Source organism: Marinobacter salexigens, from assembly GCF_018860765.1.
Classification (GTDB): Bacteria; Pseudomonadota; Gammaproteobacteria; order Pseudomonadales; family Oleiphilaceae; genus Marinobacter; species Marinobacter salexigens_A.
Map to the genome: position 1 here is coordinate 373,461 of NZ_JAHKPV010000001.1, position 12,869 is coordinate 386,329.

The 12,869-nt window shown below is 53.4% G+C and carries 11 protein-coding genes; 5 read left to right on the forward strand and 6 right to left on the reverse strand.

Annotated elements, in window-relative coordinates; translation table 11 throughout:
• Positions 1-115: 115 nt before the first annotated feature.
• Complete coding sequence (cobT, locus tag KO508_RS01715) at positions 116-1,183, forward strand: nicotinate-nucleotide--dimethylbenzimidazole phosphoribosyltransferase (protein WP_216006613.1); 1,068 nt, start codon at positions 116-118, stop codon at positions 1,181-1,183.
• A gap of 73 nt (positions 1,184-1,256) precedes the next feature.
• Complete coding sequence (locus KO508_RS01720) at positions 1,257-1,880, forward strand: histidine phosphatase family protein (protein ID WP_216006614.1); 624 nt, start codon at positions 1,257-1,259, stop codon at positions 1,878-1,880.
• Here the strand turns inward: KO508_RS01720 and cobU are convergent.
• Positions 1,861-2,376: a bifunctional adenosylcobinamide kinase/adenosylcobinamide-phosphate guanylyltransferase gene (gene cobU / locus KO508_RS01725; protein ID WP_216006615.1), complete on the reverse strand. Its 516-nt coding sequence runs from the start codon at positions 2,374-2,376 to the stop codon at positions 1,861-1,863. The two genes, KO508_RS01720 and cobU, sit on opposite strands and share 20 nt — an antisense overlap.
• Before the next feature lie 181 nt (positions 2,377-2,557).
• Here cobU and KO508_RS01730 point away from each other — a divergent pair, with 181 nt between their 5' ends.
• Positions 2,558-4,444, forward strand: a complete 1,887-nt coding sequence (locus KO508_RS01730; RefSeq protein WP_216006616.1) for a DUF294 nucleotidyltransferase-like domain-containing protein — start codon at positions 2,558-2,560, stop codon at positions 4,442-4,444.
• On the forward strand, positions 4,437-5,165 hold the full coding sequence (locus KO508_RS01735) for a 3'-5' exonuclease (protein WP_216006617.1): 729 nt from the start codon (positions 4,437-4,439) through the stop codon (positions 5,163-5,165). Before KO508_RS01730 ends, KO508_RS01735 begins: the two co-directional genes overlap by 8 nt.
• Before the next feature lie 22 nt (positions 5,166-5,187).
• Here the strand turns inward: KO508_RS01735 and msrB are convergent, their stop codons facing one another.
• The 3 genes from msrB to KO508_RS01750 all read right to left on the reverse strand — a co-directional run bounded on the left by msrB (position 5,188) and on the right by KO508_RS01750 (position 8,742).
• Positions 5,188-6,390 (reverse strand): peptide-methionine (R)-S-oxide reductase MsrB, encoded by a 1,203-nt coding sequence (gene msrB, locus KO508_RS01740; protein WP_216006618.1) that lies wholly within the window; start codon positions 6,388-6,390, stop codon positions 5,188-5,190.
• A gap of 150 nt (positions 6,391-6,540) precedes the next feature.
• Positions 6,541-8,037, reverse strand: a complete 1,497-nt coding sequence (locus KO508_RS01745) for a sensor histidine kinase (RefSeq protein ID WP_216006619.1) — start codon at positions 8,035-8,037, stop codon at positions 6,541-6,543.
• 3 nt (positions 8,038-8,040) lie between these two features.
• Positions 8,041-8,742 carry a response regulator transcription factor gene (locus tag KO508_RS01750; protein WP_216006620.1) on the reverse strand — a complete coding sequence of 234 codons (702 nt, stop codon included), beginning with the start codon at positions 8,740-8,742 and terminating at the stop codon, positions 8,041-8,043.
• 260 nt (positions 8,743-9,002) lie between these two features.
• Between KO508_RS01750 and KO508_RS01755 the strand changes: the two genes are divergently transcribed.
• Positions 9,003-9,605, forward strand: a complete 603-nt coding sequence (locus tag KO508_RS01755) for a hypothetical protein (protein ID WP_216006621.1) — start codon at positions 9,003-9,005, stop codon at positions 9,603-9,605.
• A 67-nt stretch (positions 9,606-9,672) separates the two neighbouring features.
• On the opposite strand, the gene KO508_RS01760 is transcribed toward KO508_RS01755, so the two are convergent.
• Together KO508_RS01760 and KO508_RS01765 are read right to left on the reverse strand one after the other, a co-directional pair.
• Positions 9,673-11,070 carry a sodium-dependent transporter gene (locus KO508_RS01760; RefSeq protein WP_216006622.1) on the reverse strand — a complete coding sequence of 466 codons (1,398 nt, stop codon included), beginning with the start codon at positions 11,068-11,070 and terminating at the stop codon, positions 9,673-9,675.
• A 149-nt stretch (positions 11,071-11,219) separates the two neighbouring features.
• Complete coding sequence (locus KO508_RS01765) at positions 11,220-12,794, reverse strand: methyl-accepting chemotaxis protein (RefSeq protein ID WP_216006623.1); 1,575 nt, start codon at positions 12,792-12,794, stop codon at positions 11,220-11,222.
• Between the last annotated feature and the right edge of the window lie 75 nt (positions 12,795-12,869).

A 12,869-nucleotide genomic window follows, 5' to 3' on the forward strand; every position in this document is an offset into this window, starting at 1 on the left:
TACCTGATTCCATCCAGTCGGAGTATGATCCCGCTCCATACTGTTTTAAACCTAAGCCCTGATCACCGTAAAAGCACTCTGTGTTACGGTCTATTGATGCATAAAGGTATGTGAAATGTCGTTTCCCAGTAGTTGGACCACTTCTCCCCAGCAGCCCGATGTACGCTTTTTTGAACAGGCCGCCCGACGTCAAAGCATTCTGACCAAGCCAACTGGCTCTCTGGGCAGACTGGAAAACGCAGCCGTTCAGCTGGCTGGTCTGCAGGGAACAGATACGCCAACACTTGAACGCATACAGATCAGCGTTTTTGCCGGTGATCACGGAATTTGCGAGGAAGGTGTATCGGCCTATCCTCAAGCGGTTACGGCACAAATGATTGCCAACTTTGCCAATGGCGGCGCGGCCATCAGCGTGCTCGCAAAGTCTCTGGGTGCAGAGCTGGAAGTTGTAAACCTTGGCACCGTGTCAGATGTTGCACCCGACCTACCCGGTGTTATAGACGCTCGCATCGCCCCCTGTACCCGCAACTTCGCAGCCACCGACGCCATGACCGCCGAGCAGGTATGCGCGGCTTTGAACCATGGCGATGCTGCGGCCCAGCGGGCGGCAAATAAAGGCAGCCAGTTGTTTATTGGCGGCGAAATGGGCATAGGCAACACCACCTCTGCAACCGCCATCGCCAGTTCGCTCATGGGCAAAAACCCCATGAAGCTGACCGGCCCGGGTACTGGCCTTAATGTTGCTGGTGTTCGCCACAAAGCCGAAGTGATCATTCAGGCGATTCAACGCCACGATAACGACGATGATGGTGAGGATGCCATTGCTGTACTCAAGGCCTTCGGTGGCTTTGAGATTGCGGCCCTAGCAGGTGCCATTGCGGGCTGCGCCGCACGGTCTATCCCGGTGCTGATCGACGGCTACATTGTATCGGTTGCGGCGATGCTCGCGGTAAGCCAGCAGCCCCACATCCGGGACTGGCTGCTGTTCGCCCACCGCTCGGCCGAGCCGGGCCACCAAGCGATTCTAGCCGCATTGGACGCCGAACCACTACTTGATCTTGGCATGCGCCTTGGTGAAGGCAGCGGCGCGGCTGCCGCCGTTCCTCTACTTCGAGCTGCTTGTGACTTGCACAACAATATGGCCAGTTTTGAAGACGCTGGTGTAAGCAACAAAGACCAGTAGAAGAGTTCATCGGGAAGGTCTCACTGCCTAGAGCGAACTCATACAGCGAACCCCTAGCAAGAGCACCGCCACTATGGCTGACAACACAACCGTATTTGACCTAATTCGCCATGGCGAGCCAGAAGGCGGGCCCATGTATCGCGGCAGCAAAGACGACCCGCTGAGCGAGGCTGGCTGGCAGCAAATGCGCGACGCCATTACCGAAGGCGATGTTTGGGACGCTATTGTTACATCACCTATGCTGCGCTGCGTTCACTTTGCACAGGAATTGTCAGATCGCTACGGTATTCCCCTGCACAAGGATAAACGCCTGCGGGAAATCAATTTTGGAGAGTGGGAGGGGCGCACCGCGAGTGAGGTTATGGCGAGCGATGGCGAAAGACTCAGCCAGTTCTGGGCAAACCCGGCTGCCAACACGCCCCCTGGCGGCGAAACGGCGAGAGCATTTAACCATCGTGTTGTTGAAAGCTGGCAGCATTGGCAACAAGAGCTTGAAGGCCAGAACGTCCTGATCGTTTGCCATGGCGGCGTGATCAGAATGCTCATTGCAGATGTTATGAATATCCCACTGGAACACGCCTTCTCCAGCCTCGCTACACCCTATGCCTGTCGAAGCAGGGTACAAGTAGATACATCAGCTCATGGGCGATTTCAGAGCTTGGTCGCCCACGGCGACTTCAAGGCTTTAGCACCATAGGCAGCCCGGCAACGCTCATCATCACCTTGTCGCTCACGTTTGCTAATGATTGATTCAACCACCCCAGCTCATCAGCAAAACGACGGGTAAGCGGGTCCATGCCAATAGTGCCCAGCCCAACTTCGTTACTAACAATCACCAACTCGCCGGGGTAACGGCTTACCTCATTTAAGAAAGCTTCTCGCTCACGAGCGAAGGTTTTTTCACCCGCGTGCAAGAGGTTGCTTAACCACAAGCTCATGCAGTCCACCAACAGGCAGGGCGGGCTTTGAGCCAGTGCATGGCGGGCAAGCACCGGGGCCAGGGCAAGAGATTCTTCTTCAAGACCCCACTTTGCTGGGCGTTGCTGTTGGTGGCGTTGAATACGCAGGCGCATTTCATCATCGCCAGCGGTTGCCGTTGCCAAATACACCACGGAGTTATGAGTATCGCCCGCCAACTGCTCTGCAAGCGCAGTTTTGCCGGAACGAATGCCGCCTAGAACAAGGGTATGCATGATGGTTGGTTATTTCCTTGCCGGATAAGCTGGCATGCTAACCGCCCAACACGCCGCAAAGCAAAAGGCCAAAGACACAGCCTTGCATCGACATCGCCTTTCGGCGAAGGTCTGACTGCCTAAACGGCGGTTTCTGCTATAGTTTTGAGCAGGCACTATCCAATTCCAACCGGGAGACAGCATGCAGGCTGAACTGATCGACATCCGCAACCATCTTATCCAGCATGCCCCGTTTGATGACATGCCGGAGGAGCTGGTGAATCAGCTCACCAAAAGCATAGAAATCAGCTACGTGCGGGCGGGAACCCAGATAACAGAGACCGGGCAAATAAGTACCCGTATGTACTATGTGCGTAGCGGCGCCGTGGAAATCTTCCGCCGTTCCGGCGAGCTTTACAATCGTATTGGTGAAGGCGAGATTTTCGGCCAGTTTGGCCTGCTAATGCGGGGTCAGGTCAGGTTCCCAGCCCGAGCCTTGGAAGACAGCTTGCTGTATAGCATTCCCGCCGAAACCTTTCATAACTTGTTTGAAAACGACGAAAACTTTGCCGATTTTGTGGAGATTGAGGACCGCAGCCGTTTGCGCTCAGCCGTCTCCCGCCGGGAAAAATCTAACGCACTGATGACTTCTCGCGTTAGCCGCCTAATTTCCCGTAAAACCGTCTCCGCACCCACCACCGTGCGACTGCAAGAAGCTGCACGAATCATGACGGATCAAGGTGTTTCAGCGCTGCTGCTGATGGACGAAGAGTGTGTCGATAAGTGCGATAGTGATCGTCTCACGGGCATTATCACAGACAAAGATCTACGCACCCGCGCGGTCACTGAAGCGCTGCCTTCCGAAACCCCCATTAGCGAGATCATGACCGAAGGGCTGACCACCATTCGTGCCAGCAGCTATGTTTTTGAAGCCATGCTCACCATGCTGCATAACAATGTGCACCATTTGCCGGTAATCGACGGGGAAGAAGTGCGTGGCGTGATCGCACTTGCCGACATTGTGCGATATGAAAGCCAGAGCAGCCTATATCTGGTGAGCAACATCTTCCATCAGCAGCATGTGAAAGGCCTAAAGAAAATCAGCAATGAAGTGCGTGACAGTTTTGTGCGCATGGTCAATGAGGACGCCAACTCCCACATGATCGGCAGTGCCATGGCGGGCATTGGCCGAAGCTTTACCCAGCGCCTGCTGGAGCTGGGTGAGGCAAAATTAGGGCCGCCACCCGTACCCTACTGCTTTATGGCTTTGGGCTCCATGGCACGAGACGAGCAGCTGGTTGTAACCGATCAAGACAACGCCATGATTTTGAGTGATAACTTTGTGGCAGAGGAACACGATGCTTACTTCCTCGAATTAGCAAAGTTTGTGTCTGACGGTCTGGCAGAATGCGGCTATACATACTGTACTGGCGATATCATGGCCACCAATCCAAAATGGCGAAAGCCCTTAAAAGTGTGGCGCAATTACTTTACTGACTGGATTGAAAACCCAAAAGCCGAAGCCTTGCTGAATAGCAACATTTTCTTTGATTTAGACGGCATACATGGCCGCACGGAGTTTGCTGAAGAGCTCAAAGCGCTGGTCGCAGACAAGGCCAGTAAAAGCCAGCTTTTCTTGACGCTCATGGCCCGCAACGCCCTCAACCGGACGCCTCCGCTCGGTTTCTTCCGCACGTTCGTGCTTGAGGAAGACGGCAAACATCAAAAAACCTTCAACTTAAAGCGCCGCGGCACAGCGCCTTTATCTGACCTGATCCGGATTCACGCTCTGGCCTGCGGTTCCCGGGCACAGAATTCCTTCGAGCGGCTAAAAAGCATCGGCAAAACCAAGCTCATCATGGAGGATGACTTAAGCAACCTCAGAGACGCTTTGGAGTTCATTTCCATTGTACGCATCCGCCACCAGGCGCTCACGCTAGAGGCGGGAGGTGAGCCGGATAACAACGTGCGCCCGGAAGACTTGTCGCCGTTCGAACGCAGTCACCTTAAAGACGCGTTTCAAGTTGTCAGTAACGCCCAAAAATTTCTGAGATTCCGTTACAACTCGCAGGCGACGCGGCATGTCTGATAACGCCTCCGTGCCCAACGACATCAAAAGCCTGCCATGGCCAGAGCAGTTTCAAGCTTTGGCAAAGCGTGCCAAGGCGCCAGTATTAAAAGCCTTTTACGAAGCCGGCTGCGTTTCTCCGGACACATCCATTTGCGAAGTGCCTATGGTGGCCTTGGACTTTGAAACCACGGGCTTGGAGTCAGATGCCCACTCTATTGTCAGTATCGGGTTAGTGCCCTTTACACTAGATGCCATTGTGCTTGGCCAAGCGAAACACTGGATCGTGCGGCCCAAACTGCCGCTGCATCAAATGTCAGTCACCTTCCACGGCATCACCCACGCCGACATTGAAAAGGCGCCAGATCTGTCAGAGATACTTGAGGAAGTATTCGCCAGCCTGAACGGCCGAATTCCAGTGGTACACTTCCGACATATCGAGCGGCCTTTTCTGGATGTCGCCCTGCAATACCGTTTGAATGAAGGCATTCGCTTTCCGTTAATCGATACCATGGCCATTGAGGCGCACCTGCAACCAGGTCGTCAGCCCTCTTTCTTCAAACGCCTGATCGGGGAAAAGCCGGTGTCCATTCGGCTTTCAGACAGCAGAATGCGTTACGGGTTACCTCACTATGCTGCCCACAACGCTCTAATAGATGCCATTGCCACTGCCGAACTGCTGCAGGCGCAGATCCAACATCACTTTAGCCTGCAAACACCCATCGGCGATTTATGGCTCTAACAGGTATTTAACAGCTTTAGGCTTACTGCGACGCCTTCACCTCAGGAATCCAGTCGCCGTAACCGGCCTCAGCCATGTCCTCTAGTGGGATAAACTTCAGCGCTGCCGAGTTCATGCAGTAACGCAGGCCACTTGGGGCCGGACCATCGTTAAACACATGCCCAAGGTGCGAATCGGCAAAGCGGCTGCGGATTTCAGTGCGCTTCATGAAAAACCCGTTGTCTTCCTTCTCTACAACCATGCTTGAACTCAACGGGCGGGTGAAACTTGGCCAGCCGGTTCCAGACTTATACTTGTCGCGGGAAGAGAACAGCGGCTCACCGGAGACAACGTCCACGTAAATTCCCGGTTGCTTGTTATCCCAGTAAGGATTGCTGAAGGCACGCTCGGTGCCGTCGTTCTGTGTTACTTCATACTGGGTGCTGGTGAGGCGCTGCTTCAGCGCTTCGCTGCTTGGTTTAACGAAGGCTTTTGGATCGAAGCCCTTTTTCTCTGCTGCACCGGCCTTTTTGGCAGCCTCATTAGCGCTGCTCTGCATGCTGTTGTCGGGTTTGAACTGGCTAAAGTCCAGCTCATAATCTTCTCCATACACGTCTTCGATAAACTGATAGCGGCCAGAGTTAAAGGTATAGAGCTTGTAGCGCACCGGATTCTTCTCGTAGTAATCCTGATGATACTTTTCAGCCGCATAAAAGGTTTTCAAGGGCGTAATTTCGATCACCACAGGCTTTTCGTAAATGCCGGACGCCTGCAGATCTTTTTTAGACGCTTCTGCCAAACGCTTTTCCTCAGGGTTTTGGTAGAAAATCGCCGGACGGTACTGTTGGCCACGGTCCACAAATTGGCCGTTGGCGTCCGTCGGGTTCATCATTCGCCATAAGCCCTGCAACAATCCTTCATAAGTGATTTCTTTCGGGTCGTAATACACCTGCACGGCTTCTGTGTGTCCGGTGCTGCCGGAAGCGACTTGCTGGTAGGTTGGGTTAGACTCCTCCCCGCCTGCATAGCCGGAGACTGCCTCTACCACGCCGGGAATCTTCTCGTACCCGGCTTCCACGCACCAGAAACACCCCCCGGCAAAGGTAGCAACCTTCAAACCGGGATCTTTGGGCGCATAGGCATTGGCACCATCCATGCCTTTCTCAGCGGTGGCAACGGTGGCGTAAAAGGCGCCGGTGGCCGCGATCAGCAGTGCGGCGACCATTGCGAGCATATTTCGGTTCATAACAACTCTCCTTAGATCATTGTTGAGAGATGGATTAAGTAACGGGTTAAGACACAAGTTGAAAAAATGTACCGGGCTCAGTTAATAAAGGGGTTCAGTCGCCATTCTATCGCCGTAACTTCACTAAAATGTTCCTGAGTTCTTACGAATCTATAACACTGTGGATTCTTTTTTTGCCGAATCCGCCAGCGGCAACCAGAAACGGAACCTTGCCCCCGCACCCGGTGGGCTTACTACCGAAACACTGCCCTGCTGCAGTTCTGCCATTCTGCGCGCAATAGCAAGGCCCAGCCCCGCATGGCCGCTACGGCTCACATCCGATGCCTGATAAAACGGGTCGAATACGTGTTTCAGATCTTGTGCGGCGATTCCTTTACCCATGTCTTCAACGGTCACAGCAACACCGTTGCCGTCTAATGCGACCTTCAACTTCACCTCGCCGCCCATCGGTGAGTGGTCAACGGCGTTTCCGATCAGGTTGTCCAAAACCCGCTCGGTCATGGCAATATCCGCAAGCACCATTGCTGGCTGAACGTGGGTAATATTCAGCGCAACACTCGCCTGCTCGGCCCTCGGATTGTGTTTTTGTACCACATCGTGCAATAACTCCGCTGGCATGAACGGCTCCAAAAACGGTTGCCGTTCGCGGGCATCCAGTGCCGCTAGTTCGAACAGCTCGTCAACCAGCTTGCTTAGTCGAAGCGTTTCAGCCAGTGCCACACCTAGAAAACGCTGGCGTTCTTCCGGGCTTAACTCTTGATGCTTCGCGCCCAGAGTTTCCAGGTAGCCCTGTATCGACGCCAGAGGTGTGCGTAAGTCGTGAGATACCTGTGCTACCAGTTGGCGACGCTGATGATCTTTGTCTTTCAATAGCTCCAACTGGCCAACAATGCGGGCCGCCATCTGATCAAAACGGGCGGCCAAGTAATCAACGTCATCTCCGGGAACATCAGGTTCACCCGCCTTACCTGTATTCTCGGTATCCGGCTCAAACGCCTCCACCCGCGCGGTCAGCCGGGAAAGCCGCCGTGTTAGTAATCGGAAAAACAGCAAACCGGCCAGCAGTCCCACAAAGAGGCTGATTGCCAGAGCACCGCCGCCCATTTGCACAAGGCGATCGCTGTGCACCATGCTCTCGGCAAAATCGTATTCCTCACCACGCAATACAACGTAAAGATAACCCGTTGGGTTTTGAGCGCTGGGTACTGGGGTCACCGAAAAGACTTTCCGACGATCGTGGCTGCGCGGGTCATCGCCTTGTAAAGGGTAAGCATCGGGGTTTTCCAATAGCCTATGAATCGGCTCCAAGGAGACATGCTTACGCTTGATGCTGGCCGGGTTGGCAGAATAGGAAAGAATGCGCCCATCCCAATCGAGCAAATAGATCTCGATGCTGGGGTTGATACTCATGTACAGGTCAAACAAACGCTCCAGTTCGCTGTGGTTGATCTGCCCATCAGTTACCAAGTTGCGATCCGCGACCAGATGGCTGGCCAGATCGCGGTTGAGTTGGTGGCTCACTGCCGCGCTGTATTCACGAACGGAATATAGGCTCAGCGCAGTAAACAGCCCACCAACAACCACCAGCAGAACAAACAGGCCTAGGGCCAATCGCGCGTAAAGCGTTTGAAACAGGGATCGGGTCATGGGTTAATCCAAAAACCTGTAACCGACACCCCAGACCGTCTGAACATAGACAGGCTCGGCCGGATTGGTTTCAATCTTGTTGCGCAACCGGTTGATGTGAGTGTTTACCGTGTGTTCGTAGCCCTCATGGTTATAGCCCCAAACCGCGTCCAGCAACTGTGCCCGGCTGAATACGCGCCCGCGGTGGCAGGCAAAATGCCAGAGCAAATCAAACTCACGAGCTGTAAGGTCCACTTCGCTGTCGTGTACCAACACCCGGCGCCGCAGTGGGTCTATCTTGAGCCCATTTGCTTCCACTTCTTCGGCCTTAGCTTGTTCAACTGCGCGCGTTGAAAGCGCATCCACCCGCCGAAACAGGGCTTTTATCCGAGCCGCTAACTCCGCAACACTGAATGGCTTTGTTAGATAGTCATCTGCACCCATTTCGAGGCCGAGCACCCGGTCCAATTCCGTACTTTTGGCGGTCAGCATAAGCACTGGAACATAACCCGGGAGCCCTCGGATTTCACGGCATACAGAAAGCCCATCCAGCCCCGGCAGCATCAGATCGAGCACAACCAGATCAATGCCACCCTGCTTATACCGCTCAAGACCGGCATCTCCTCGATCCTCCAATACGGGCTCCATACCCAGATCTTTGACCTGCATGCCCACCAGTTCGCCGATACCGGGGTTGTCTTCAATAATCAATACAGTTCGTGTCATAGGCGCTGGTTTTGTCCGGGTGGTTGTACAGTTTCTGCTTTTTTCTATGTGACGAGTCTAGCCTTAAAAGTTCACAAATTCGTCACACCGGCATCAATGGACGTGCTTTTAACTTATAAGGATGTCTTGGTGCCCGTGCCAGGCTTCGCTATGATAAAACGAGTGGTCTACGCTAAGTGGAGGCCCGAATTTAGGCCGAGTGTCCACCGAATGAGTGAAGTGGAGCCATGCCGTTTACCAATGTGAATAAGGAGTATTCTATGTCCCGCAGTAAATCAATAACCCGGTGGTCACTGGCGCTTGTAGTCTCTCTATTGGCTTTTGCAGCTCAAGCAAAGGATTTATCCGACTCAACAATCCGAGCATTTATTGCAACGATGAACGATGCGCAGGCTCTGCAAGATAAATACGGAGACACTGAGAGATGGCCCGACCCTGAAGATGAAGAAACAACTTCAATGCCCGACATGACGCGGCTTTTTTCCACCGGTGTTGAACAAATGGAGGGCACACCCGCCTATGCCGAATTCGAATCCGTGGTTGAGAAGCGGGGCTTCGACAGTCTTGAATCTTGGGCGTCGGTCGGGGATCGTGTATTCGCCGCGATGATGGCTATTCAAATGAAATCAGAAAGCTCAGGCGTAGGGCAAGAAATGGCGGGAGTCATGGCAGAAATTGAAAACGATCCTAACATGAGCGAACAACAAAAAGCGCAAATGCGGGCAATGATGGGCGCTGCACTTAACATTACAAAAATAGCCGACGATGTTCCCGCTGCTGACATCGAAGCCGTACGGCCTCACCTAAAGGATCTGGAAGCAGCAATGAATGATGATGAAGACTGGGATGCCAGCGAGGACTGATTCTTGCCCTACAAAAAAGCCCGGAGAGCATCACTGCACTCCGGGCTTTTTTTTATTTACAGTGCACTTACGCCAGAAGGTTATAGGCAAACACAATCACAACCGCCACCGGTGTAACAAAGCGCAGAAAGCTCAACCATAGAGCAAAGACGCCATCGCCCATATCCAGATCGGCCTTCAATGATTCCTTGGCAACAAACCAGCCCACAAAGATAGCCGTTAGTAGCCCTGATAGGGGCAGCAGAATGTTAGCCGTAAAGAAATCCAACAGGTCGAAAATCGTTTTACCTTCAAAACGCGCAAACATATCAAGGGGCGCAACATCGGCCCATACGTTCAATGACAAGATAGATGCGATACCCAGCAGCCAGCAGAGTACGCCAACCAGTATGGCACTGCCTGCGCGCTCCATATTGGTGTTTTCCTCAACCCACTCAACCACCGGCTCCAACAGGGAAATGCCCGATGTCCAAGCGGCAAACAGTAGCAATATAAAGAACAGCGTGCCGAACAAGCCACCCATGGGCATATTGCCAAACGCCAGTGGCAGGGTTTGGAAAATCAAGCCAGGACCTGCACCAGCCTCAAGGCCATTAGCAAACACCACCGGAAAAATCGCAAGGCCCGCAAGCAAAGCAACAACGGTATCCATCAGCGCTATGGTAACGGCGGTACGCCCAACAGGTATGTCACGCCCTAGATACGAGCCATAGGCGATCATAATGGCCATACCCAGACTGAGGGTGAAAAACGCATGCCCTAGAGCAATCAGCACACCATCGATGGTTAACGCCTTAAAGTTGGGCGTGAATAAAAAGCTAACTGCCTCACTAAAGTGGCCTGTTGTTGTGGCATAACCAACCGCAATAAGCAGCAACACGAACAGTGCAGGCATCAAAATGGTAACTGCACGCTCAAGGCCACTTTTCAGGCCCTGGGAGACCACCAAGATAACCAGCGCCATGAACAAGGTATGCCATGCTAGCAGTTGCTTAGGGCTTGCGAGCAGATCACTGAACAAACTGCCAATAGAATCGGCGGTGCCACCAGTAAAATCACCCACAGCCGCGTGGCCTACGTATGAAGCGGCCCAGCCACCAATAACAGAATAGAAGGAGAGAATAGCAAACGCAGCAATCATGCCGATAACCGCTGAGATGCGCCACGCCGGTGAACTCAAGTTCCGCTCGGCAACCAAGCGCATACTGCCAATCGGGTTGTGACGGCCACTGCGGCCTATGTAAATCTCCGCCATCATAATTGGAATACCAATAACCGCGATACACAGCAAGTAGACCAGTACGAATGCACCACCGCCGTTCTCACCGGTTATATAAGGAAACTTCCAAACATTGCCAAGACCAACGGCGGAGCCGGTTGCAGCAAGAATGAACGCAAAACGTGAAGACCACAGGCCGCGAGAGGCCCCCGAATCGATACCCGAAGCCGGGTTTGACTGAGACATGTTAAGTTCCTGTGCTTTTGGCTAAGGAATCGCAAGCAAATAAGAGTGCCGCGGGTAGCCCCGGGCGGTTGGGGGAGGATTCTGCCAGCACTAGCCGGGGGATGCCAGTGCTGACAACAGATTGACGCCGGAATTCCGGTAATCCGTTCTTAGTCGCTTTTCCCGAGAAAACGCGAAACCAGATCTTTCAACCCGCGAGACATAGCACTCAGGCTGTCACTGCTCTGTTTGGCAGAGGTAGCTCGCCCGTCACTGTGATCCGCAAGCTCGGCAATGCTGACAATCTGGCGGTTGATCTCTTCAGACACCTGATTCTGCTCTTCAAACGCCGCAGACATGCTAATGAAGCTGTCTGAGATTGTTCGTATAGAGGTTACTATATCCCGCAGAGAGCTCTCCGCTTCGCGCACCTTCTCCAGCCCTTCACCGGCCACCGTCTCGCCATCCTCAGTTGCCTGAACGGCGGAATCCACCTGTAAGCGAAAATCATCAATAACATCTTGAATACGCACCGTGGATTCGCGGGTGCGTTGCGCCAGCGAACGCACTTCGTCTGCAACAACCGCGAAGCCCCGGCCTTGTTCACCCGCACGGGCAGCCTCAATGGCAGCATTTAATGCCAACAAGTTGGTTTGTTCTGCAATCTCAGAAATCAAACTGGCCGCTTCACCGATACTTTTGGTGGACTCACCCAACCTGCTGATCACCTCACGAATGCCATGGACACGCGTAACCAGCTGTTGGATTGCAACCAGTGCTTCCGAACTGCGTTCGCTGCCTATAACCGCCAAGCGGTCCGCTGACTCGGCTTCCCGGGCGTTACCCAGCATGGACTCGGTCACTTCCTGAATGGAAGCGGTCATCTCGGTGATCGCCGAAGCGGTCTGCTCAGTTTCGTTACGCTGGCGGCCTATTGCGTCCGCACCCTCACTAATGAAACCGTAGGAAGCACGAGCCTGCTCATAGAGAAGTTCTGCTTGGTCGTCTATACGGGCAAGAGCCGTGCGTATCCGGGCATCCTCACTGATCAACAGCAACGAAAGTTGTGAGAAAAGACCAGTCTCGCCACTGTAGGTACGTGCTACAACCGGGTCGTGAAAAGCACCAAAGCGCAGTGCCAAAAGGCGCTGTAACCGATGGGTCAAGGTTTTCTGATATAAGGCAGCGCCTACTAGGTGGCCCACCACAATCAGCGCCGCTGCTAGACCGCTTTGCTCTAGTCCAAGCGCAATAAGGCTGAGTGCCAAAGATAGAAACAAGGGCCACCCGGCTTTCACAACCGACAGAATGCGCTCCCCTGTGCTCAGAGTAGATCTACCTTCAGAAATACGGCCATAGAGCTTCTCGGCCCGCGCTATATCTTCGCGGGCAGGCTCTACCCGAACCGACTCATAGCCAACCATTTGGCCATTTTCCCGAATTGGGGTTACGTAGGCACTAACCCAATAGTGGTCTCCATTTTTCGCGCGGTTTTTGACCAATCCCATCCAGGCCTTACCCGCCTTTAAATAGCGCCACATGCCCTCAAAAACCGCCGGCGGCATGTCTGGATGGCGAATAATGTTGTGGGCTTGGCCAATCAATTCGGCTTTGCTAAAGCCGCTTATCTCCACGAACTCATCGTTGCAGTAGGTGATCACACCTTTGAGGTCGGTGGTGGAAATCAGCCGAGTTCCCTTGCGCATGTTTACTTCACGCTGGGTTACGGGGAGGTTTTTGCGCATGAATTGGCCTGTTACTTATTACGAGTAGGAAACTATGAGTTTGCCATACACAATATAGGTTCAGCTTTACAATTG